Source organism: Nonomuraea sp. NPDC050328, assembly GCF_044459405.1.
Taxonomy (GTDB): domain Bacteria; phylum Actinomycetota; class Actinomycetes; order Streptosporangiales; family Streptosporangiaceae; genus Nonomuraea.
The window spans coordinates 601,975-622,533 of sequence record NZ_JBITIW010000004.1 but is presented as its reverse complement, the minus strand read 5'-3'; the positions used below and the strand labels follow the sequence as shown (position 1 = coordinate 622,533).

The window sequence follows — 20,559 nt, the reverse complement described above, 5'->3', positions numbered from 1 at the left end:
GTGTGCGAGCACCGAAGCGCCCAACCTAGACTGAAGCACGTGCTGAAGGGCGACGGCCGTCTTGGCCATGACCTGGACCCCCACGACCGCGCACCGAAAGACGCCTGTGGCGTCTTCGGGGTCTGGGCGCCAGGCGAAGAAGTCTCCAAACTCACCTACTTCGGGCTGTACGCGCTGCAACACCGTGGACAGGAGTCCGCGGGCATCGCGGTCAGCGAGGGCAGCCGCATCCTCGTCTACAAGGACATGGGGCTGGTCGCCCAGGTCTTCGACGAGTCCGTGCTGGGCACCCTCAGAGGCCACCTGGCCATCGGCCACTGCCGCTACTCCACCACGGGATCGAGCGTCTGGGAGAACGCCCAGCCGACGCTCAGCTCCACCGAGGTGGGCGGCCTGGCGCTCGCGCACAACGGCAACCTGATCAACACCCCCGAGCTGGCCGAGCGGCTGGCCCCGGGGGTGACCAGGGCCACCACCGACACCGAGGTCCTGACCACCCTGCTGGCGCAGGACCGCAGCCAGCCGATCGAGGACGCGGCGGCCGAGCTGCTGCCCAAGGTCAAGGGCGCCTACTCGCTCGTCTTCATGGACGAGAAGACCCTCTACGCCGCCCGCGACCCGCAGGGCATCCGCCCGCTGGTGCTGGGCCGGCTGGAGTCCGGCTGGGTGGTCGCCTCCGAGACCGCCGCGCTGGACATCGTCGGCGCGGTCTTCATCCGCGAGGTCGAGCCCGGCGAGATGCTCACCATCGACGAGCGGGGCGTGCGCTCGCGGCGCTTCGCGCTGGCCGAGCCCAAGGGCTGCCTGTTCGAGTACGTCTACCTCGCCCGCCCCGACACCACGATCGCCGGGCGCGGCATGCAGGTCACCCGGGTCGAGATCGGCCGCATCCTGGCCCGCGAGCACCCGGTCGACGCCGACCTGGTCATCCCGACGCCCGAGTCCGGCACCCCGGCCGCCGTCGGTTACGCCCAGGAATCGGGCATCCCGTACGGCCAGGGTCTGGTGAAGAACTCCTACGTCGGCCGGACCTTCATCCAGCCGTCCGAGACGCTGCGCCAGCTCGGCATCCGCCTCAAGCTCAACCCGCTGCGCGAGGTCGTCGAGGGCAAGCGCCTGGTCGTCGTGGACGACTCCATCGTGCGCGGCAACACCCAGCGCGCCGTGGTCCGCATGCTGCGCGAGGCCGGGGCCAAGGAGGTGCACGTGCGCATCTCCTCGCCGCCCGTGGCCTGGCCGTGCTTCTACGGCATCGACTTCGCCACCCGCGCCGAGCTGATCGCCGGTTCGCTCAGCGTGGAGGAGATCCGGGCCTCGCTCGGCGCCGACTCGCTGGGGTACATCTCCCTCGACGGCCTCACCGAGGCGACCACGCTGCCCGCCTCGAAGTTGTGCCGGGCCTGCTTCGACGGCGTGTACCCGATTCCGATCGACTCCGACAACGTCGGCAAATACGTGCTGGAGAGCTCCACGTGACCACCTATGAAGCCGCCGGGGTCGACATCGCCGCCGGTGAGCGTGCCGTCGAGCTGATGAAGTCGAAGGTCGCGCGCTCGCGCCGGCCCGAGGTCGTCGACGACGCCAGCGGCTTCGCCGGGCTCTTCGACGCCTCGTTCCTGCTGAAGTACCAGCGGCCGATCCTGGCCACCTCCACCGACGGCGTCGGCACCAAGGTCATGCTGGCCCAGCAGTACGGCAAGCACGACACCATCGGCATCGACCTGGTCGGCATGGTCCTCGACGACCTGGTGGTCTGCGGGGCCGAGCCGCTGTTCATGACCGACTACATCGCCTGCGGCAAGGTGGTGCCCGAGCGCATCGCCGAGATCGTCGGCGGCGTGGCCGAGGGCTGCCGCCTGGCCGGGGCCGCGCTGGTGGGCGGCGAGACCGCCGAGCACCCCGGCGCGATGGGCGCCGACGAGTACGACCTGGCCGGCGCCGGCACGGGCGTCGTCGAGGCGGCGAAGATGCTGGGGCCGTCGCTGGTGCGTGAGGGTGACGTCGTGCTGGGGCTGGCCTCCTCGGGGGTGCACTCCAACGGCTACTCGCTGGTACGGCACGTCATCAAGACCGCCGGGCTATCCCTCGACGCCGAGCTGCCCGAACTGGGGCGGCCGCTGGGCGAGGAACTGCTGGAGCCGACCCGGATCTACTCGCTCGACTGCCTGGAGCTGGCCCGGTCGGTGGAGGTGCACGCCTACGCGCACATCACCGGTGGCGGGCTGGAGGGCAACCTGGCGCGCTCGCTGCCGCCCACTCTCGACGCGGTGCTCGACCGGGGGTCGTGGACTCCCCCGGCGATCTTCGAGGTGCTGGCCGGTCACGGCGGCGTGGGCCAGGAGGCCATGGACCGCACCTTCAACCTCGGCGTGGGCATGGCCGCGATCGTCGCGCCCGGCGCGGTGGACGAGGCGCTGCGGCTGCTGAACGGGCGCGGGGTGCCGGCGTGGGTGCTGGGCGAGGTCGTGACCGGCTCGGGCCAGGCCCGCTACCGCTGATTCTCCGGGCTCGCCGCTGCTGACTTCTCGCGGCGGGCCCGTTCCTTAGGGCTGCGGGCCGGTCGGCTCAGTCGGCGGTCTGGGTGGCCAGGTCGCGGAGCTGGTCGGCGAAGGCGAGCGCCTGCTCACGGGTCAGGCGCGGCTCGGCGCCGGTGTAGAAGACGACGATGCTGCCTGCCGGCGAACGCACGGCGTTGAACGGAAGGGGAGGGGAGATGACCATGATGAGCCCTAGTCTCCCCCATCCCACCGACAGTTTCTGAGAAATGAGAGCACTGCTCTTGCCTTTCCTGGGTGAGGTACGCCATAGTGAGAGCACTGCTCTTGAAACAGACCAACGCTCACGGAGAATGCCATGCAGACCCAGCACCTCCAGGTACCCGCCGGCCGGATCGCCTACGACGTCACCGGTGAGGGCCCGCTCGTGGTCCTGGTTCCCGGCATGCTCGACTCCCGCGCCTCCTACCGCTTCCTGCGCCCGCTGCTCGTCGAGTCCGGCTACCGCGTCGTCACCGTGGACATCCGTGGATTCGGCGAGTCCAGCGCCGAATGGGCCGACTACTCCTACGAGGCGCAGGGCGGCGACCTGGTCGCGCTGCTCCGTCACCTGGGCGGCGGGCCGGCGGTGCTGGTCGGCAACTCCTACGCGGCGGGGTCGATCATGTTCGCCGCCGCCGAGGCGCCCGAGCTGGTGGCGGGGGTCGTGCCGGTCGCCGGGTTCGTGCCGAACCTGCCGGTGGGCTGGGCCAAGCGCATGATGCTCGCGGCGGTCGGGCGGCTGATCCCCGTGGTGCCGGGGGCGTGGGGCGCCTACCTCAAGACGGCCTACCCGAGTGCTCCGCCGGTCGACTTCGACGCCTACCGGGCCGCGTCGGTGGCGGCCGTGCGCGAGCGCACGCACGCCACCCGCGCGTATGTGCGGGCCGCTCCGGTGGACGAGGCCGTGCTCGACCGGGTGGTCTGCCCGGCGCTGGTGATCATGGGGACGGCGGACCCGGACTTCGGTGACCCGGTCGCGGTCGCCGAGCTGCAGGGGGCTCGGATGGGGGCCGACGTGGTGCTGGTCCCGGGGGCCGGGCACTACCCGCAGGCGGAGTTCCCCGAGCTGGTGGCGCAGGCGCTGCTGCCCTTCCTGGCCACGACCACGACGGCCGTGACCTCCGCCTGAAGACCCCATGGGCGGCCGGCCGTACGGGGACGATCAGGGGAACTCGCGGGAAGCACAGGAACCCGGTGTGGCTTGGCCACACCGGGTGCTGTGTCTACCGAAGACCGTGAGAGCGGTTACCGGCGACCGGACGGACGATCGTCGTCGTCCTCGTCGTTGTCGCCGTAATCCTCGGCGTAGTCGGCGTACCGATCCGCCAGCTCGTCGGTGTACTCGTCGGCGTCGTCATTGGCATTGGAGTCTCTGACCCCAAGTTCGTCGCGAAGTCGCTCAAGGTCGGTGCCGCCGCTGTTGTACTTCAGCTGGCGGGCAACCTTGACCTGCTTGGCCTTTGCCCGGCCGCGCCCCATTGGCTCGACCCCCTCGTGTGGGGTCGTCCCCGACCCCTCGTCGCTAACGCACCGCAATACTGACGCCTGACTCGGCGGCGTCAGCTCTCTCGTTCGCCTATTACCGTACCTGTTTTGTGCCCAGCTCGGTACGCCGTATGGGCGTGGGACGTCAGCCGCCTAGCCAGATGCCCCTGAGTCGCCCGACTTCGGACATCCTGCGCTCAGCCAGCCTATCGGCCGCGACCGCGGGCGGAACGCCCTCCTCCGCGGCGATGGCGTAGATCTTCAGGGTCGTGTCGTAGATCTGGGCCGCCTTGGCGCGGGCCCGGTCCATGTTGAACCCCTGGATCTCGTCGGCCACCTGGATGACGCCGCCCGAGTTGACCACGTAGTCGGGAGCGTAGAGGATGCCGCGCTCCTCCAGTTGCTTCTCCACGCCGGGGTGGGCGAGCTGGTTGTTGGCCGCGCCGCACACGATGCGGGCGCGCAGGGCCGCGACCGAGTCGTCGTCGAGCGTGCCGCCGAGCGCGCACGGGGCGTAGACGTCGAGGTCGAAGGCGATGAGCTCGGTGGCGGAACGGGCCACCTCGACGGCCGGGTGGCGCTGCCGTACGAGCTCGACGGCGTGCGGCGAGACGTCGCAGACGACGACCGAGGCGCCGTCCTCGATCAGCAGGTCGACCAGGCGGTGGCCGACCTTGCCGACGCCTTCGACGCCGACGCGCAGCCCGCGCAGGGACGGCGTGCCGTGCACCTGCTGGGCGGAGGCGCGCATGCCCTGGAAGACGCCGAACGCGGTGAGGATGGAGGAGTCGCCGGCGCCGCCGTTGGCGACGGTGCGCCCGGTCACGAAGCGCGATTCGCGGGCGACGAGGTCCATGTCCTCGCTGTAGGTGCCGACGTCGCAGGCGGTGATGTAGCGCCCGCCGAGCGATTCGACGAAGCGGCCGTAGGCGCGCAGCAGCGCCTCGGACTTGTCCTTCGCCGGGTCACCGATGATCACGGCCTTGCCGCCGCCGAGGTCGAGCCCGGCGAGCGCGTTCTTGTAGGCCATGCCTCTGGAGAGGTTGAGCACGTCGGCCAGCGCCGCCTGCTCGCTCTCGTACGGATAGAACCTCGTGCCACCCAGACCCGGCCCGAGGGCGGTGTTGTGGATGGCGATGATGGCGCGCAGCCCGCTCTGCCGATCAGCGCAGAAGACGACCTGCTCATGCCCGAAGACGTCGGTCACGGTAGTGACTCCCTGTCCAGGTCCGCCGCCCCGTCGCGGCAGAGATCCCTTCAAGCCTAGGAGACTTCGTGACACGATGCCTCCGTGCTGCCCTATGCCGCCTATCTCCGCGTGTACGAGCCGCTGACCGCCTTCCCCCCGGAAGCGCAGAAGGTCTGGGCGGACTACGCCGACTCCCGCGACCGCCCGCGCCGGGCCACCGCGCTGGAGGCCGAGCACGGCGAGGGGCTGATCCGGCTCCTGGCGCGACCTCCGCATCCGGCACCCGGCCAGGAGAGCCGCAACGCGTATCTGAGACGCGTTGAGGACCGGCTGTACGTCTGTCCCTGGCAGACCCAGTTGCGTTCGTGGCTGGCGTTCTCACGGCTGCGCGGGAGCACTCCGGTGAAGCTGATGGACCATTTCGTCCCGAAGGCCATCGCCGAGCAGACCGTGGGCGACTTCGACCGCTTCAAGCGCGGCGCGGGCGCCTCCGGCCTTCGCACCCACATCCGGACCACCACGTGGCACGTTCCGATCTCCTGGTGCGTGCCGTTCGACGGGACCGAGCGCTGGCTCGTCCTGGGTACGGCGGGCAAGGACGTCACCACCACGACCGGGCGCAACCTCATCTACGTGACCTCGATGGCCCAGGCCCGCCGCCGGACCGCGCGGGCGCTGCAGGTGCTGCGCCGGCACGTCGGCCGGGTGGCCAGCAGCATGGAGGTCGAGGACGTCGCGCGGTGGCTGGAGGAGTTCCATCCGCACTCGCTGGTGGAGCTGGACTACGGTGGGCTGGTCCATCTGATGGACGACGAGGCGCTGAAGGCCGACCACTCCGTGGCCGAGATCGCGGCCGCTCTCACGGGTTTGGACACCGGTCAAGAAGAACTTGCCTTCGCCATGTATCAGCGCGTGACACTCCGCTGGAAGTCAATGCAACTGCTGGAATCCGCCAACTGAACCCCAAAGCGGCACTCTGACCTGCATGGGTGGGTCAAGGGGGACGCCCTCCGGCATCTGCGAACTGAGTAGTTTGCCGTTTTCACTGCGATACCACGAAACGTGTCGCTAGAATCACCGAGCGTGACATCGCCACGTGGGCGGGCAGTTGGGTCCAAGAAGGGCTCGCCAATCGCTCTGCGTGGCGGTATGGTCACTTCGGGTGATGCCGCATATGGCTCAGAAAAGCCGCACGCTCTGGGCCATAGGGGGACATCCGTGACACGCGAAAAGCAGGGATCGCTCAAGCCGGTCCACACGGAGGAGAGGCCGCACAAATGTCAGCTCGTACACCCGAGGCCGAGCCGCTGCTCACGCCCGCCGAGGTCGCGACCATGTTCAGGGTCGACCCCAAGACCGTCACGCGGTGGGCCAAGGCAGGCAAGTTGACGTCGATTCGCACCCTCGGCGGTCACCGGCGTTACCGGGAGACCGAGGTCCGGGCGCTGCTGGCGGGGATTCCGCAGCAGCGCTCGGAGTAGTCACCGCTCGTCACCAGACCTGAGGGGGGTCATGGTGGGCCGAGAGGTCCATCCGTGTGACGGGGGAGTACACGGGAGTTGGCGCCGCCCGCCCGGCGCCATCCTTCCGACCCCTCACCCCAGCCGCTGCACGAGCCGCGCCACGTCCCCGTCGTGACGGGCGGCCACCCCCAGCAGCGCGACCATCTGCTCGACCAGCATCCGCTCCAGCACCGCCCGTTCGAGGTCGCGGTGTTCGAGCCAGTCCAGGCCCGCCGTCTCGACCGAGGCGATCCACGACCTGAGCGTCGTGCGCAGCACCGGTCCCGGCTCCTCGACCGACATCTGGCGCGTGATCAGCCGGAACAGGCGCTGCCGTACCCCGTCGACGATCTCGCCCACCTCGCCCGCGCGGTCGGCCGGGCCGCCGCGCAGCAGCGCGGCGAAACCCGCGGCGTGCTCCTCGGCGAAGTCGAAGTACCTGCTCAGCCCCGAGGCGAGCCGCTCCAGCGGGCGACCGCCCTCCTGCGGCAGCAGCCGGGCCTCCAACTGCTCGGCCGCGCTGCGCAGCGCCGCGACGTACAGCTCCTGCTTGCCGCCGAAGTAGTGGTAGACGAGCGCCCGCGACGCCCCGGCCGCCGAGGCCACGTCGTCGATGGAGACGTCCTCCGCGTCACGCCTGCTGAACAGTTCGAGCGCCGCGGCCATCAACTCCTCGCGGCGACGGTCGACGCTGAGCCTGCGCCGCGTCTTCCCGGTGCTCACCAGAGCACAGTATCCGCCTCAATCCCGGACAAGCGTCGCGGGAGGCCGTACCCTGCGGCGAACTCGATCGTTTGGTGAGACAGGTGCCCATCCACGCATCGCGGGGGAGACATATGTCAGGACCGCCGGTCAACACCACCATCACCCGGCCCACGATCAGGAACGTCGCCGAACGGGCGGGCGTCTCCAAGTCGCTGGTCTCGCTAGTGCTGCGCGGGTCACCGCACGTGAGCGAGCACCGGCGGCAGGCGGTGCTCCAGGCCGCGCGCGAGCTGGGCTACCGGCCGAACGCGGTCGCGCGCAGCCTGGTCGAAGGCCGGACCCACCTGGTCGGGGCGCTCGTCGCCGACCTGCACAACCCGTTCTACGCCGAGTTCCTCGACGGGCTCCAGGAGAGCCTGCACGGGGACGGCCTGCGCATGCTGATCGGGAACTCCCAGTGGGACCCCGCCTTCGAGGACGAGGCGGTCGAGGCCTTCCTGGAGTTGCGAGTGGACGGCCTGGTGCTGTTAGGCATCGCCCCCACCAGCGAGACCCTGATCGAGGCCACGTCCTACACGCCCACCGTGGTGGTCGGCGAGCGCGACATCGAGCTCGCCGGGGTCGACATCGTCGTCGACGACGACCAGCACGGCGCCCGCCTCGCCCTCGACCACCTGGTCGGGCTGGGGCACAAGCGCATCGCGCACATCGAGGGCAACCGCGCCTCCCGGTGCGAGGGCTACCTCATGGCGATGCGCCGCCACTCACTGGCCCCGTACATCATGGTCGAGCACAGCGACTGCACCGAGGAGGGCGGCCGGCGCAGCGCGCTCGCCCTGCTCACCCGCGACCCCAGGCCCACCGCGATCTTCGCCGCCAGCGACCTGGTCGCGCTCGGGGTGCTCTCGGCCGCCAGTGAGCTGGGGCTGAGCGTCCCGGACGACCTGTCGGTCGTCGGCTACGACAACACGCACCTGTCCGCGCTGCACCCGATCTCGCTGACCACCGTCGACCAGCCGCGCCGCGCGATGGGGCGCTGGGCGGCCGCGATGCTCAGCGACCGCATCTCCGACCCGGGCAAGGTCGCCCGGCTGCGCCAGGTCGAACCCCACCTCATCGTACGGCGGAGCACCGGCCCCGCCTGAGCCGCGCGCGCTGCCTAAGGTCTGGCCAAAGCTGGGTCAACCCGCCGGGAGTCGCGCGCGGGCGACTGTTAACTCCAAGGGTCATCTGATCCGGGGGGACAGTATGCGTGATCCAGAACTGGTGTCCTGCGCCCAGCGCGCGGCCGCGGAACTCGAGCGCGCGTGGGCGCACTGGCGGGCGGGCAAGGGCCGGGGCAGCGAGGTCGGCGCCGAGTCGGTGGCCAGCTACGTCGCCCACTCCCTCGACCATCCGTGGGGGCGGCCCCGCGTGGTGCTCGGCCTCGACGCCGAGGAGGCGCGCGAGCTGGCCGCGCTGCTCCAGCGCCAGGACGTCGGCGAGCACGCCTGGTAGGTCCGGTTGGGGGGAACCCGCCAGGCCGCTCGGGGACGTGACGTAAGTTGGAGCGCATGCGTGCATTCCTTCTGGCCCTGTGCGGGCTGTCCGTCTCGGCTTGCGGTGCCGTGGCCGGCGGAGACGCCGGGCGAGAGGTCTTGCCGGCGCCCGCGGCCGCGGTGCCCGCCGCCTCGCCCTCGGCCGCCGTCGAGCCGGCGCTGGCGGGCAAGAAGATCGTCATCGATCCCGGGCACAACGGCCACAACTACAAGGACCCCAAGGCCATCAACCGCCAGGTGGACGTCCTGACGAAGAAGAAGGCCTGCGACACCACCGGCACCGCCGACGCCACCGGCTACGCGGAGGCGGCCTTCACCTGGGACGTCTCCACCCGGCTGGCCAAGATCCTGCGCAAGCGCGGCGCCAGCGTGGAGCTGACCCGCGCGAACAACACCGGCGTCGGCCCGTGCATCACCGAGCGGGCCGCGATCGGGAACAGGGCCAAGGCCGACGCGGCGATCTCGGTCCACGCCGACGGCTCCGCGGCGGGCAACCACGGCTTCCACGTGATCATGCCGAAGAAGATCAACGGGCCGGTGGACCCGGTCGTGGCCGACTCGGGGCGGCTGGGGCTGGCCGTACGGGACGCCTTCCGCAAGGGGACGGGCCTGGCCTACTCCACCTACATCGGCAGCAAGGCCCTCGACTACCGCAACGACCTGGGCGGGCTGAACCTCTCGACGGTGCCCAAGATCTTCGTCGAGTGCGGGAACATGAAGAACGCCGAAGAAGCGGCCAAATTCCGCGATCCGGCCTTCCGGCAGAAGATTGCCCTAGCCCTGGCCAATGGGCTCCAGAACTACCTCAAGTGACATGATCTGTGCATGACCTCGCTGCTGCCCCGTCCTGCCGTCTTCAGTGAACTGTCCGGCTCCTTCGAGCTCGCCACCGGCGCGATCATCTCCGGCCCGGCCGACCTGGTCGACCCGGTCCGGCACGCGCTCGGCTTCCTCGACCTGCGTCCCGGCGACTCCGGTGACGTCGAGGTGCGCCTCGACCCCTCGCTCGGCGAGGAGGCCTACCGGCTGACGTCCGGCTCGCGCGGCATCGAGATCGTCGCCGGCGGGCGGGCCGGCGCCTTCTACGCGGCCCAGACGCTGCACCAGCTCCTGCCGGACGCCTCCTACCGGTTCGGCTCCGCCGGCTCCTGGCCGGTGCCCGGCGTGCGGGTCGAGGACGCGCCCCGGTACGGCTGGCGCGGCCTCCACCTGGACGTCTCACGGCACTTCCTGCCCAAGCGCGAAGTGCTGCGCATGATCGACGTCATGGCCGTGCACAAGCTGAACCGGCTCCACCTGCACCTCGTGGACGACCAGGGCTGGCGGATCGAGTCGCGCGCCTACCCGCGCCTGCACGAGGTCGGCTCCTGGCGGGCCCGCACGGCGACCAACTACTACCGCGAGACCGAGACCTTCGACGAGATCCCGCACGGCGGCTACTACACCCTCGACGACCTCACCGAGATCGCGGCCTACGCCCGTTCCCGGTCGGTCGTCGTCGTGCCCGAGATCGACGTCCCCGGCCACGCCACGGCGATCCTGGCCGCCTACCCCGAGTTCGGGGCGACCGGCGAGACCTACGAGGTCCTGCCCAAGTGGGGCATCTCCCCCGCCATCCTGTCGCCGCTCCCGGAGACCGTCGACTTCCTCAAGACCGTCCTGGACGAACTGCTCGACGCGCTCGGCGACACCCCGTTCGTGCACATCGGCGGGGACGAGGTCGTCCTCGACCACTGGGCCGACTCCCCCGAGATCGTCGCCTACCGCGAGTCGCTCGGCCTCGGTTCCGTGGTCGAGCTGCAGTCGTGGTTCCTGCGGGTGCTGGCCGACCACCTCGCCGCGCGCGGCGCGCGTGCCGTGGTGTGGGACGAGGCCTTCGTCAGCGGCGGCCTGCGGCAGGACACCGTGGTCATGCCCTGGCGCGGCATGGGCGTCGGCCGCCGGGCGGCCGCGGCCGGGCACGACGTGGTGGCCTGCCCGGTCTTCCCGCTCTACTTCGACTACGCCGAAGCCGCTTCCGCCGACGAGCCCATGGCCATCGGCGACACCATCACCGTCGCCGACGTCGCCGCCTTCGCCCCGGCGCCCGCCGACTGGGCCGCCGACGAGGTCGGACGGGTGCTGGGGTTGCAGGGGCAGCTCTGGAGCGAGCGCCTCATCGACCCGCGTATGGTCGACTACCGCGCCTGGCCGCGGGCCTGCGCCCTGGCCGAGGTCGGCTGGTCCGGTACGGCAGGCGCCGACTTCGCCGAGCGGCTGCCCGGCCACCTGAGGCGGCTGGACGCCCTCGGCGTCGAGTACCGCCCGCTCGACGGGCCCAAGCCCTGGCAGCGCCGCCGTCCGCACCGGCCGGGCAGCGTCCCGGTCTCGGCGATGATGGAGCACCTCGACGAGATGACGCAGAGCGCCGACTCCACCCGGCCCTCCGTCTGACCTTCAGGGCAGGTCGCTGAGCATCGCGCCGAAGTACGCCTCCGGCGCGCCTTCGAGGTGGGCGGGCAGCTCCGCCATGAAGGCGCGCAGGAGCGGGGTGGCGTTGTGCCGGTCGAGGTCCTCGCGCGAGCGCCAGATCTCGTAGAGGAAGAAGCGCCCGTCCTCCTGCTCGTGCAGGTGGTACTGCAGGCTGCCCTCGTGCCCGCGCGAGGGCTCCACCAGGTCGGTCAGGAGCTTGCGCAGCGCGTCGGCGTGGCCGAGCCTGGGGGTCAGGAATCCGTAGAGCGAAACGGGCGCTGAGCTGGAAGTGTTCGTCATGCGGACAACGCTAGGATGTGACATCGGTGTCAGATTCAAGTCGCGCTGCGGTGAGGTGGGTCACATGAAGATCGGGGAGCTGTCTCGCGAGACCGACGTGGCCGTGCGGCTGCTTCGCTACTACGAGGCGCAGGGGCTGCTGAGCTCCCACCGCAGCGAGGGCGGGCACCGCCACTACGACGCCGAGGCTCCGGCCGCCGTCGCCCGGATCCGCACGCTGCTCGCCGCCGGGCTGCCCACCAAGGTCATCCGTGAGCTGATGCCCTGCTTCGCGGGGGACGGCACCGAGCTGCAGGCCTGCGTCCTCGACCACCTCCGCGCGCAGTACGCCGAGCTGGACGCCCGGATCGCCGACCTCGACCGGGCGCGCACCGCGCTGGGCGACATCCTCGACGCCTCCACCCGCGCGCTGGGCGACATCCTCGACGCCTCCACCCGCGCGCTGGCCCCCGCCTAGACCGGCGGGTTGTCGCCCGCTCGCAGGCGGAAGCGCAGGTCGGTGCCGTCCGGGGAGCTCTCGACCGCTGCCACCGCCAGCCCGGCCTCGGCGGCCAGCGCCTCGAAGCCGGCCCGGGTGTGCCAGTGGACGGTCCAGGGGCGGTCCTCGACCGTGCTCTCCCCGTCGAGGTGACGTTCGTAGCGCCAGACGGTGACCTGGGTGCGGGCGGCCTCGTCCCGTTCCTCGGAGACGACGGAGACGCGCAGTTCGGCGCCGTCCGGGGCGGTGGCCGTCCGGACCCGGCCCATGTCGGCGACGGGGGTGGGCGAGGGGATGAACAGCGGGATCAGGGCCTGACCGTCCGGCGCGAGGTGGGCCCGGATGGCGCGCAGCGCGGCCAGGGCGGTGGCGTCGTCGGGCAGCAGTGTGAAGGTCGGACCGGCCAGGAAGACGGCCCAGTAGTGCCGCGGCAGATCCAGCGACTCCATGCGCTGGTGGTAGAGGGCCGGCTCGCGCTGGGAGGTGCTCCGGGCGCGGCAGCGGTCGAGCATGTCGGCGGAGGAGTCGACGCCGTCCACGTCGAGGCCGAGGTCGAGGAGGGCGAGGAGCGGGTCGCCGTCGCCGCACCCCAACTCCAGCGCGGGCTGGCCGGCTTCCCGAATGAAACTGGCGTAGGGGGCCGCCTCCTGGGAGTAGGACTTCAGAGGGCCGTAGAGGTCGGCGACGATACCGGTGTAGAAGTCGGCGGGATGCACCCCCGGACTCTAGGGATGCCGAGCCGCCATGGTCACCCGGTTTTCCGGGTGACCATGGCGGTGGTCGGTCAGCCGGTGGGGAGGGCCGGGCGGGCGTCGGTCCAGCCGGCCTTGTAGGTCTCCACACCGGACTTGGCCGTCACGGGCTTGCCCCCGACGGTGGTGGCGGTGCGCTGCTCCAGCAGGAGCATGGCGGTGGTGTCGACGAGGACCTCCTGCTTCAGGACCGTGCCCTTGCGGTCGAGCACGGGCAGGGCGAGCAGCCGGCCGCTCCGGCCCAGCAGGTCACGGCCCGGGCCCAGGTCCTTGGTGACGGTACGGAGCGCCTGGTAGGCCGCGGCGCGGACCGGCTTGGGCACGGGGTTGTCGACGAGCAGCCGGGCCAGGCCGCCGGCGGTGTAGCGATCGAGCTGCGCCGTCCAGTCCTCGACCTTGGAGCCGGGCGAGGTGGTCTTGGCCTCCTCCGCGGCCTCGGCCATCCACGCCCGCAGGTCGGCGACCACCCGGGCCTTCAGCGCGGCCGGCTCGGCGGGCAGGTCCTGGAGCTGGGCGTAGGTGACGTACTTCTCCACGAGCTGGAAGCCGTCCGGACGGCCCTTGGCCGGGCCGAGGGTGCCCTTGCCCGGCTCGGTGGACAGGGTGATCTTCATGCCCTCGGTGCGGTAGGTCCAGCTCTTCGGCGAGCCGTCCGCCTTCCAGGCCGCCTCGTCGGCCTTGCTCGCCGGGTGGGCGCCGAGCGGGCGGTAGGCCGACCAGGCCTTGCCCTGCGGGGTCAGCCACTCCACCGCGACGTTCTTCTCCCGCACCCAGTAGCCGCTGCCGACCTGGTGCGGGTGCACGCGGCTGTGGATGGTCTCGACCCGCCAGTAGTCGGCCTCGGGCGGGGCGCCGACCAGGGTCGACGCGGCGAGGGCGGCCATGACCAGAAGCTTCATTCCTGTTCCTCCAACGACGTGTCCAGCGGGTTGTCCTCGGCCCAGCGGGTGTTCTGGATCGCGGTGTAGTCGGTCGTGACGCCGTCCGCCCTGGTCTCCAGGGCGAGCGGGGCGCCGGTGGCCGGGTCGATCACCAGGCGGGCCCGGCCGCCCAGTTCGGCCGAGTCGTACTCGACGGCCTGGCCGGGGCGGCCCAGCGGGTCGGTGACCTCGCCCACGGCGACGACGCCGGGCAGGCCGGACAGCAGCCGGTAGGCCGCGGCGCGGGTCTCGCTGGTCACCGGGGCGTGGACCAGCAGCCGGGCGACGTTGTCGAGCAGTCCCGGCCCGCCGAGCAGGGCCTGGAGGCCCTCGGGGGTGTCGGGGACGCCGCTCGTCTTGGTCAGCGGGCGGCCGGCCAGGACGATGCGGAAGTCCCAGTCGTCGGTCGAGAAGGTCTCCGAGCGGCCGCCGGTGGTCCGGCGGTGCCAGGTCTTCCCCTCTGGGTCGGCGGGGATCCAGGTCTCCTGCGTGCTCACCCGGCCCCGGCTCCGGCTGATCACCGTGGCGCCCCACCAGGCGCCCTCGTCCGGCAGGCGCTCCACGCGGGTGGCCGCGGCGGCGAGGACGTGCTGCACGGAGACCGGCTGCGGGGACGTGCCCAGCACGAGGGCCGTCGCGGCGGCGGCTCCGGCCACGCCCAGGGCGATCGTGCTCCACCAGGCGGCTCGGCGGCTTCGCCGTACCGGCTCGTGGGAACTCAGCGCGGTGAGGCGGGCGCGGCCCGCCCGCACCACCTCCGGCGCCGGCGGTCCGGCGGCCAGCAGGTCTCTGACCGCCCCCAACTCATCCATCCATGCCTCCCAAAGCTGCTCGAAGCTTCCTGCGCACCCGGTTGAGCCGGGAGCCGACGGTGCCGTAGGGGATGCCGAGCGCCTCGGCGACCTCCTCGTAGCTGAGCTCGGCGACGGCCACCAGCAGCAGCACGTCCCGATCGCCCTTGGCCAGGCCGGCCAGTTCGGCCGCGAGCCGCCCCTGTGCGCCCGCCGCCACGCGGTCGATGACCCGCTCCTCGTGGCCGGTGTCCGGCCCGTCCCTCGGGGCGCGCTGGAAGGCGCGTAAGCGGCGGGCCTCGCTCCTGCGGTGCTGGGCGACGAGCTTGGTCGCGATGCCGTACAGCCAGGCGCGGGCGGTCCCGCGGCCGGCGTCGAAGCTCGACCGCTTCCTGAAGGCCACGAGAAAGGTCTCCGCCGCCAGGTCGTCGGCCGCCTCGCCGCCCAGCCGCGCGGCGAGGTAGCGGTGGATCTCCTCGAAATGGCGGTCGTACAGCTCCCCGAACCGGTCCGGGTGGCGGATCTCCACGTCGACGAGGGTCACGTGGTCTCCCTTCGGTGCGTCACACCAGTACTCCACCGATGGGCGCCGTCGCCTTCACGGGAGTTCGAGTGGCATGCTGGGAAACCCCCGACCGGAGGAGAACCGACGGATGTCCCGCCCCTTCAGCACCGAACCCGCGGTCAGGAAGACCCCGCTCGACGCCGACGAGCGCGCCCGCGCCGAGGCGAACTTCGCCGACCTGGTCGTGGCGGAGCTGGGCGTCAAGGGCAGCTTCCGGGTGAGCGCGGACACGCCGGAGATGGTCGAGCTGTTCCAGGGCGTGGCCCGGACCGTGGGCGAGCGGCTGGGGCGGCCGGTGGTCAGTTACGCCAACGGCCGCTACCTCGTCATCGCCTTCGATCAGCCGCGGAGCTGACCGGCCTCAGGGCGCGGTGCGGCCGATCACGTCGGTGATCGACGGGAGGCCGTGCCGTACCAGCCGCCGGGACAGGTCGCGGTGCAGGCGGTAGGCCCAGAGGGGACCGCCGTAGATCATGCCGGTGTAGCCCTGGACCAGGGTCGCGCCGGCCAGCAGCCGCTCCCAGACGTCGTCGGCGTTCTCGACGCCGCCGACCGAGACCAGCGTGAGGCGGTCGCCGACCCGGGCGCGCAGCCGGCGCAGCACCGCGACGGAGCGCGTCTTCAGCGGCCGGCCGGACAGGCCGCCGGTCTCGCCGGGGTGGCGGATGGTGGTGTTGGTGGCGATGATCCCGTCGAGGCGCAGCTCCAGGGCCAGGTCGGCGACGGCGTCGATGTCCTCGTCGGCCAGATCCGGGGCGATCTTGACCAGCAGCGGGGTACGGCGGGGCGTCGCGTCGGCGACCTGCTTGACCGCCTCCAGCAGCGGCCGGAGCAGCTCGACGGCCTGGAGGTTGCGCAATCCGGGCGTGTTGGGCGAGCTGACGTTGACGACCAGGTAGTCGGCCAGCGGCGCGAGCTCCTTGGCCGAGGTGACGTAGTCGTCGACCGCGGCGTGCTCGGGCACGACCTTGGTCTTGCCGATGTTGACCCCCACCACCGTGGGCACCCCGCGCGTACGGCGCAGCCGCGCGGCGGCGGCCGCCGCGCCCCGGTTGTTGAAGCCCATCCGGTTGATGATCGCCCGCTGCGTGGCCACCCGGAACAGCCGCGGCCGGGGGTTGCCCGGCTGCGCGTGCGCGGTGACCGTGCCGACCTCGACGTGCCCGAAGCCGATCGCCGACAGCGCCTCGGCGCAGGCCGCGTCCTTGTCGAACCCGGCCGCCAGCCCGAACGGCGAGGGGAAGTGCACGCCGAAGGCGCTCACCCGCAGCGCCGGGTCGTGCGGCGCCATCAGCCGGTGCACGACCTTCTTCAGGTACGGCAGGCGCGCGAGCAGCGTCAGGGCGCGGACGGTCAGGTGGTGCACGGATTCGGCGTCGAACCGGCACAGGACCAGCGAGAACAGGAGTCGATACATCAAGAGCTCAGGGTACCAACCCCGCCTCGTAGGCGATGATCGCGGCCTGCACCCGGTTGCGGACGTCGAGCCGGGTGAGGACGGCGCTGACGTAGGTCTTGACCGTGCCCTCCACGAGGTGCAGCTCGCGGGCGATCTCGGCGTTGGACATCCCGGCCCCGACCAGGGCGAGCACCTCGCGCTCGCGGTCGGTGAGCCCGGCCAGGCGGTCGCGCGCGACGGCGCCGCGGGACAGGCGGCCCATGAGCGCGATCACCCGGTGCGCGACCTTCGGCGACAGGTAGGCGGCGCCGCCGGCGACCGCGTGGACGCCGGCGATCAGCTCGCGCGGGTCGCCGGACTTGAGCAGGAACCCGGAGGCGCCCAGGTCGAGGGCCTTGGCGATGTAGTCGTCCTCGCCGAAGGTGGTCAGCATCACCACCGCGACCGACGGGGCGGCGCGGCGGATCTCGCCGAGGGCGGCCAGCCCGTCGAGGCGGGGCATGCGGATGTCGAGCAGGGCGACGTCGGGGTGGTGGCTGAGCGCCAGGTCGACGGCCTCGCGCCCGTCGCCCGCCTCGGCGACCACCTCCAGCCCGGGGTCGGTGGAGAGGATCGCCCGCACGCCAGCGCGGATCATGGTCTCGTCGTCGGCGAGGAGAATCCGGATCACTCTCCTATAGTGGCCGACCTCCCCAGAAGCCGGGCCGACCGGCCGTCCTGTAGTGGCCGACCTCCCCCGAAGCCGGCTCAGCCCGCCGTCTTATAGTGGCCGCCCATGGGACAGGTGAAGATTTACGGTCGTCGCGACGTCTGGGCCGAGCGCCGGCAGGAGGTCTCGGACCTCATCCACGACTCGCTGGTGACCGAGTGGGGCCTGCCGGAGAGCAAGCGCTTCCACCGCTTCTTCCTGATGGACGCCGAGGACTTCGTGATGCCCGAGCGCGGGCCCGGCTACCTGATCGTGGAGATCCTCTGTTTCGAGGGCCGCAGCGAGGCCGCCAAGCGGGCCCTGCACCGGAGCATCTCGGCCAAGTTCGACGAGGTGGAGATCACAATCATCGAGACGCCCAAGGTGAACTGGGGCATTCGCGGCCTTCCGGCGGACGAACTGGCACTGCCGTACAAGGTGGAGGTCTGATCCGGCTAATGTCCAGGGTATGAGCACTCACTACGACGTAGTCGTCCTCGGCGCCGGGCCGGGGGGTTACACCGCCGCGGTCCGCGCATCCCAGCTCGGTCTCAAGGCCGCTGTGATCGAGGAGAAGTACTGGGGTGGCGTCTGCCTCAACGTGGGCTGCATCCCGTCCAAGGCGTTGCTGCGCAACGCCGAGCTGGCGCACATCTTCACCAAGGAGGCCAAGACCTTCGGCATCCAGGGTGAGGTGACCTTCGACTACGGCGCGGCCTTCGAGCGCAGCCGCAAGGTGGCCGACGGCCGCGTCAAGGGTGTGCACTTCCTGATGAAGAAGAACGGCATCACGGAGTACAACGGCCGTGGCACGTTCCTCGACGCCAACAGCATCCAGGTGAACGGCGAGACGATCACCTTCGACCACTGCATCATCGCCGCGGGCGCGACCACGCGGCTGATCCCCGGCACGCAGCTCTCCGAGCGGGTGGTGACCTACGAGGAGCAGATCCTCGAGGACAAGCTGCCGGGCAGCATCATCATCGCCGGCTCGGGCGCGATCGGCGTGGAGTTCGCCTACGTCCTGCACAACTACGGGGTGAAGGTCACCATCGTCGAGTTCCTCGACCGCATGGTCCCCCTGGAGGACGAGGAGGTCAGCGCCGAGCTGCTCAAGCGCTACAAGCGGCTGGGCATCGACGTGCGGGTCGGCACCAAGGTCGAGGCGATCGAGGACACCGGCTCGGCCGTCAAGGTCACCGTGTCGAAGAACGGCGCCCAAGAGGTGCTGGAGGCCGACAAGGTGCTGCAGGCGATCGGCTTCCAGCCGCGCACCGAGGGCTACGGCCTGGACAAGACCGGCGTGCAGCTCACCGAGCGCGGCGCGATCGCGGTCGACGGGCGCGGCCGGACCAACGTGCCGCACATCTTCGCGATCGGTGACGTCACCGCCAAGCTGATGCTGGCGCACGCGGCCGAGGCGATGGCGATCGTGGCGGCCGAGACGATCGCCGACCACGAGACCATGGAGATCGACTTCGCCATGGTGCCGCGGGCGACGTACTGCCAGCCGCAGGTGGCCAGCTTCGGCTACACCGAGGCGCAGGCCCGCGACATGGGCTACGACGTGAAGGTGCAGAAGTTCCCCTTCACCGCCAACGGCAAGGCGCACGGCCTGGGCGACGCGAACGGCTTCGTGAAGATCATCGCGGACAACCAGTACGGCGAGATCATCGGCGCCCACCTGATCGGCCCCGAGGTCACCGAGCTGCTGCCCGAGCTGACCCTGGCCCAGCAGTGGGACCTGACCGTGCACGAGGTCGGGCGCAACATCCACGCGCACCCGACCCTGGGCGAGGCGGTCAAGGAGGCGATCCACGGCCTGGCCGGTCACATGATCAACATGTGAGGCACGATCCGCCGGGCCCGATCCTCCGGGCCCGGGCGGGTCAGTTCCAGGTGATCAGGCCCGCGCCGAGCAGGCCCAGGCTGATCAGGCAGGCGATCGTGCGCGAGGTGTTCCAGAGGGTCCAGCGCGGTGAGTAGGCGCTCCAGGACCGCTCCCCCGCGTCGAGCGCGTTGTTCATCGGCACGTTGACCACGATGGTGGACAGGAACGCGCCCACGAAGGTGACGCCGGCGGCGGCGAGGAAGAAGCCCGCCGGCTCGCCCGCGGTGAGCCGCAGCACCCCGGCCGCTCCGGAGAGCAGCCAGGAGCCGAAGAACGGCAGGAAGAGCCACGGGTTGAGGATCTTGCGGTTGATGCTGCGCATGACCGCCTCGGCCTGGGCGGGCTCGACGGCGTCGAGGGCCGGCATGACCGACATGGAGAAGGCGTAGAACAGGCCGGCCAGCGCGCCGGTCAGGAGCAGGGCCAGCACTGCGACGATCATCGATGCCATGGCAATCACCTTTGTCGAGGGGTGTCGGTGGTGTCCCCGCAGTCTGCCGGTATCCGGCCGATCGCGGGCTAGCGGGTGAAGGCGGTCTTCGCGTAGTCGGCGAAGTCGCGGGGCTCCCGGCCGAGGGCCCGGCGGACCCCGTCGGTCAGGCTCTCGTTGCGACCGTCCAGCACCTGGGTGAACAGGTCGGTCAGCGCCTCGGCCTCCTCGCGCGGCAGGCCGTAGCCGGTGAGCAGGTCCACGTACTCGGCCGCGCCGAGCGGCAGGTAGCGCACCGGACGGCCGGAGGCCGCGGAGATCTCGGAGGCGACCTGGTCGAGGGTGAGCAGCCGCGGCCCGGTCAGCTCGTAGACCTGGCCGGCGTGGCCGTCCTCGGTCAGCGCCGCGGTCACCACGTCGGCGATGTCCTCGGCGTCCACGAACGGCTCGGCCCGCTCGCCCGCCGGCAGCGCCAGCACGCCGCCCTCGACCATGCCGGCGAAGGCGCCTTCGGAGAAGTTCTGGTTGAAGAAGCTGCAGCGCACGATCGTCGCTTCCAGGCCGGACTCCAGCACGGTCCGCTCGCTGACCGCCGCCTCGTCCTCGCCGCGCCCGGACAGCAGCACCAGCCGCCGCACCCCGCTGCGCACGGCCAGGCCGGTCAGCTCGCGGATGGCCTCGGCCGCGCCGGGGAAGGCCAGGTCGGGCTGGTAGGTCACGTACGCGGCCCGCACGCCGTCGAAGACGCCGTCCCAGGTCGAGGGCTGGGTCCAGTCGAAGCGGGGGCGGGAGACGCCTCGCGCGTCCAGGCCGCGGGCGGTCAGGCGGTCCATCACTCGGCGGCCGGTCTTGCCGTTCGCGCCAATCACCAGGTTTGTCATGTCTCCTAGTGAAGTGCAGGAGCGTGAGACTCTCCATAGTTGAGCGACTCACTTCCA

26 protein-coding genes are annotated in these 20,559 nt (G+C 71.2%); 13 read left to right on the top strand and 13 right to left on the bottom strand.

The window, feature by feature from the left end:
- Positions 1 to 39: 39 nt before the first annotated feature.
- Both purF and purM read left to right on the top strand, forming a co-directional pair.
- Positions 40 to 1,476, top strand: coding sequence for an amidophosphoribosyltransferase (purF, locus tag ACIBG7_RS19400; protein WP_357933780.1), 1,437 nt, complete (start codon positions 40 to 42; stop codon positions 1,474 to 1,476).
- Positions 1,473 to 2,498 carry a phosphoribosylformylglycinamidine cyclo-ligase gene (gene purM / locus ACIBG7_RS19395; RefSeq protein ID WP_397337093.1) on the top strand — a complete coding sequence of 342 codons (1,026 nt, stop codon included), beginning with the start codon at positions 1,473 to 1,475 and terminating at the stop codon, positions 2,496 to 2,498. The genes purF and purM overlap by 4 nt, the downstream gene beginning before the upstream one ends.
- A gap of 67 nt (positions 2,499 to 2,565) precedes the next feature.
- Here purM and ACIBG7_RS19390 read toward each other — a convergent pair whose 3' ends face one another.
- Complete coding sequence (locus ACIBG7_RS19390) at positions 2,566 to 2,688, bottom strand: hypothetical protein (protein ID WP_357933786.1); 123 nt, start codon at positions 2,686 to 2,688, stop codon at positions 2,566 to 2,568.
- Between the two features lie 165 nt (positions 2,689 to 2,853).
- Between ACIBG7_RS19390 and ACIBG7_RS19385 the strand changes: the two genes are divergently transcribed.
- Positions 2,854 to 3,666 (top strand): alpha/beta fold hydrolase, encoded by an 813-nt coding sequence (locus tag ACIBG7_RS19385; RefSeq protein WP_397337092.1) that lies wholly within the window; start codon positions 2,854 to 2,856, stop codon positions 3,664 to 3,666.
- A 116-nt stretch (positions 3,667 to 3,782) separates the two neighbouring features.
- On the opposite strand, the gene ACIBG7_RS19380 is transcribed toward ACIBG7_RS19385, so the two are convergent.
- Both ACIBG7_RS19380 and ACIBG7_RS19375 read right to left on the bottom strand, forming a co-directional pair.
- The gene (locus ACIBG7_RS19380) at positions 3,783 to 4,016 is read right to left on the bottom strand and encodes a DUF3073 domain-containing protein (protein WP_357933792.1); all 234 of its coding nucleotides are present in this window, start codon (positions 4,014 to 4,016) and stop codon (positions 3,783 to 3,785) included.
- Between the two features lie 151 nt (positions 4,017 to 4,167).
- Complete coding sequence (locus ACIBG7_RS19375; protein WP_397337091.1) at positions 4,168 to 5,229, bottom strand: Glu/Leu/Phe/Val dehydrogenase; 1,062 nt, start codon at positions 5,227 to 5,229, stop codon at positions 4,168 to 4,170.
- An 84-nt stretch (positions 5,230 to 5,313) separates the two neighbouring features.
- Here ACIBG7_RS19375 and ACIBG7_RS19370 point away from each other — a divergent pair, with 84 nt between their 5' ends.
- Both ACIBG7_RS19370 and bldC read left to right on the top strand, forming a co-directional pair.
- Complete coding sequence (locus ACIBG7_RS19370) at positions 5,314 to 6,171, top strand: hypothetical protein (RefSeq protein ID WP_357933798.1); 858 nt, start codon at positions 5,314 to 5,316, stop codon at positions 6,169 to 6,171.
- 317 nt (positions 6,172 to 6,488) lie between these two features.
- Positions 6,489 to 6,692 carry a developmental transcriptional regulator BldC gene (gene bldC, locus ACIBG7_RS19365; RefSeq protein ID WP_013133571.1) on the top strand — a complete coding sequence of 68 codons (204 nt, stop codon included), beginning with the start codon at positions 6,489 to 6,491 and terminating at the stop codon, positions 6,690 to 6,692.
- A 114-nt stretch (positions 6,693 to 6,806) separates the two neighbouring features.
- On the opposite strand, the gene ACIBG7_RS19360 is transcribed toward bldC, so the two are convergent.
- On the bottom strand, positions 6,807 to 7,436 hold the full coding sequence (locus ACIBG7_RS19360; protein WP_357933800.1) for a TetR/AcrR family transcriptional regulator: 630 nt from the start codon (positions 7,434 to 7,436) through the stop codon (positions 6,807 to 6,809).
- Between the two features lie 113 nt (positions 7,437 to 7,549).
- Between ACIBG7_RS19360 and ACIBG7_RS19355 the strand changes: the two genes are divergently transcribed.
- The 4 genes from ACIBG7_RS19355 to ACIBG7_RS19340 all read left to right on the top strand — a co-directional run bounded on the left by ACIBG7_RS19355 (position 7,550) and on the right by ACIBG7_RS19340 (position 11,389).
- Positions 7,550 to 8,563 (top strand): LacI family DNA-binding transcriptional regulator, encoded by a 1,014-nt coding sequence (locus tag ACIBG7_RS19355; RefSeq protein ID WP_357933803.1) that lies wholly within the window; start codon positions 7,550 to 7,552, stop codon positions 8,561 to 8,563.
- Between the two features lie 103 nt (positions 8,564 to 8,666).
- Complete coding sequence (locus tag ACIBG7_RS19350; protein WP_357933806.1) at positions 8,667 to 8,915, top strand: hypothetical protein; 249 nt, start codon at positions 8,667 to 8,669, stop codon at positions 8,913 to 8,915.
- A gap of 56 nt (positions 8,916 to 8,971) precedes the next feature.
- Positions 8,972 to 9,769: an N-acetylmuramoyl-L-alanine amidase gene (locus ACIBG7_RS19345; protein WP_357933809.1), complete on the top strand. Its 798-nt coding sequence runs from the start codon at positions 8,972 to 8,974 to the stop codon at positions 9,767 to 9,769.
- 12 nt (positions 9,770 to 9,781) lie between these two features.
- The gene (locus tag ACIBG7_RS19340; RefSeq protein ID WP_397337090.1) at positions 9,782 to 11,389 is read left to right on the top strand and encodes a beta-N-acetylhexosaminidase; all 1,608 of its coding nucleotides are present in this window, start codon (positions 9,782 to 9,784) and stop codon (positions 11,387 to 11,389) included.
- A gap of 3 nt (positions 11,390 to 11,392) precedes the next feature.
- Here the strand turns inward: ACIBG7_RS19340 and ACIBG7_RS19335 are convergent, their stop codons facing one another.
- Positions 11,393 to 11,707 (bottom strand): putative quinol monooxygenase, encoded by a 315-nt coding sequence (locus ACIBG7_RS19335; protein ID WP_397337089.1) that lies wholly within the window; start codon positions 11,705 to 11,707, stop codon positions 11,393 to 11,395.
- A 64-nt stretch (positions 11,708 to 11,771) separates the two neighbouring features.
- Here ACIBG7_RS19335 and ACIBG7_RS19330 point away from each other — a divergent pair, with 64 nt between their 5' ends.
- Complete coding sequence (locus tag ACIBG7_RS19330; RefSeq protein ID WP_397337088.1) at positions 11,772 to 12,164, top strand: MerR family transcriptional regulator; 393 nt, start codon at positions 11,772 to 11,774, stop codon at positions 12,162 to 12,164.
- On the opposite strand, the gene ACIBG7_RS19325 is transcribed toward ACIBG7_RS19330, so the two are convergent.
- The 4 genes from ACIBG7_RS19325 to ACIBG7_RS19310 form a co-directional block, all read right to left on the bottom strand.
- Entirely contained in the window at positions 12,161 to 12,901 is a 741-nt protein-coding gene (locus ACIBG7_RS19325) for a methyltransferase domain-containing protein (RefSeq protein WP_397337086.1), read from the bottom strand. The genes ACIBG7_RS19330 and ACIBG7_RS19325 overlap by 4 nt on opposite strands.
- Before the next feature lie 68 nt (positions 12,902 to 12,969).
- On the bottom strand, positions 12,970 to 13,836 hold the full coding sequence (locus tag ACIBG7_RS19320) for a hypothetical protein (protein ID WP_397337084.1): 867 nt from the start codon (positions 13,834 to 13,836) through the stop codon (positions 12,970 to 12,972).
- Entirely contained in the window at positions 13,833 to 14,669 is an 837-nt protein-coding gene (locus ACIBG7_RS19315) for a hypothetical protein (protein ID WP_397337082.1), read from the bottom strand. Before ACIBG7_RS19315 ends, ACIBG7_RS19320 begins: the two co-directional genes overlap by 4 nt.
- Entirely contained in the window at positions 14,662 to 15,192 is a 531-nt protein-coding gene (locus ACIBG7_RS19310; protein WP_397337081.1) for an RNA polymerase sigma factor, read from the bottom strand. The genes ACIBG7_RS19315 and ACIBG7_RS19310 overlap by 8 nt, the downstream gene beginning before the upstream one ends.
- Positions 15,193 to 15,301: 109 nt before the next feature.
- On the opposite strand from ACIBG7_RS19310, the gene ACIBG7_RS19305 reads away from it, so the two are divergent.
- Positions 15,302 to 15,568, top strand: a complete 267-nt coding sequence (locus ACIBG7_RS19305) for a hypothetical protein (protein WP_397337079.1) — start codon at positions 15,302 to 15,304, stop codon at positions 15,566 to 15,568.
- Positions 15,569 to 15,574: 6 nt separating this feature from the next.
- Here ACIBG7_RS19305 and ACIBG7_RS19300 read toward each other — a convergent pair whose 3' ends face one another.
- Together ACIBG7_RS19300 and ACIBG7_RS19295 are read right to left on the bottom strand one after the other, a co-directional pair.
- On the bottom strand, positions 15,575 to 16,630 hold the full coding sequence (locus tag ACIBG7_RS19300; protein WP_397337134.1) for a quinone-dependent dihydroorotate dehydrogenase: 1,056 nt from the start codon (positions 16,628 to 16,630) through the stop codon (positions 15,575 to 15,577).
- Positions 16,631 to 16,637: 7 nt separating this feature from the next.
- On the bottom strand, positions 16,638 to 17,282 hold the full coding sequence (locus ACIBG7_RS19295) for a response regulator transcription factor (RefSeq protein ID WP_357933833.1): 645 nt from the start codon (positions 17,280 to 17,282) through the stop codon (positions 16,638 to 16,640).
- 105 nt (positions 17,283 to 17,387) lie between these two features.
- On the opposite strand from ACIBG7_RS19295, the gene ACIBG7_RS19290 reads away from it, so the two are divergent.
- Both ACIBG7_RS19290 and lpdA read left to right on the top strand, forming a co-directional pair.
- Positions 17,388 to 17,750: a tautomerase family protein gene (locus ACIBG7_RS19290; RefSeq protein WP_357933836.1), complete on the top strand. Its 363-nt coding sequence runs from the start codon at positions 17,388 to 17,390 to the stop codon at positions 17,748 to 17,750.
- A gap of 19 nt (positions 17,751 to 17,769) precedes the next feature.
- Entirely contained in the window at positions 17,770 to 19,149 is a 1,380-nt protein-coding gene (gene lpdA / locus ACIBG7_RS19285) for a dihydrolipoyl dehydrogenase (RefSeq protein ID WP_357933839.1), read from the top strand.
- A gap of 40 nt (positions 19,150 to 19,189) precedes the next feature.
- Here lpdA and ACIBG7_RS19280 read toward each other — a convergent pair whose 3' ends face one another.
- On the bottom strand, positions 19,190 to 19,642 hold the full coding sequence (locus ACIBG7_RS19280) for an anthrone oxygenase family protein (protein WP_357933841.1): 453 nt from the start codon (positions 19,640 to 19,642) through the stop codon (positions 19,190 to 19,192).
- A gap of 68 nt (positions 19,643 to 19,710) precedes the next feature.
- Positions 19,711 to 20,502: an NmrA family NAD(P)-binding protein gene (locus ACIBG7_RS19275; protein ID WP_397337078.1), complete on the bottom strand. Its 792-nt coding sequence runs from the start codon at positions 20,500 to 20,502 to the stop codon at positions 19,711 to 19,713.
- Between the last annotated feature and the right edge of the window lie 57 nt (positions 20,503 to 20,559).